Below are 575 nucleotides of genomic sequence, written 5' to 3'. Positions count from 1 at the left end.
GTGGGCAGGGCGCCGGGGCGGGTTTCCCGGCGGCGTGGCTGGCGCCGGGTCGTACAGGCCTAGGTTCTGCTGTTCGAATTGGGATTCGGGTGCCTCGGCCATTTCCCCGGCCAGGTCCTCGGCATATGCCAACTCCTGCTGGTATTCCAGGCGGGTCTGCCGGCCCCCCGAGAAGAACTCCATGTGGATGGAGGTGTCGTCAACCCCCACCTCCAGCAGCAATTTGGCCGCGTTGTTCAGGTACCCCTCTGGGCCGCACGCATAGACGTGGCGGCCGTTCGCGTCCGGGGCCACCTGCTCAATCATGTGGCAGGTCAGTCGTCCCAGCATCCATTCCCAGTCCCCGGGCACGGAGCGGTCCCCCAGGGAGTAGTACACCGTGATGCGTTCATCGACCGCCGCAATGTACTCCAGTTCCTTGGCAAATCCGAACCCGCCGGGTTCGGCTCCGTGGTACAGCACCACGACGTCGGCCTGGCCGGGCAGGGCGTGGATGGTGCGCACCATGGAGATAATCGGGGTGATGCCCGCCCCGGCGGCCAGGAAGAGAAAGCGCGCGCGGCGCTCGGCGTCGG

At 67.0% G+C, this 575-nt stretch carries 1 pseudogene; it reads right to left on the bottom strand.

The window, feature by feature from the left end:
* Nucleotides 1-575 (bottom strand): annotated as a pseudogene (locus tag JCM19049_RS17075) (ferredoxin reductase); the annotation flags it as partial.

This window comes from Arthrobacter sp. JCM 19049 (assembly GCF_001310435.1).
Note: the sequence above shows the minus strand (reverse complement) of the source record. Positions and strands in the feature narration are given on the sequence as shown.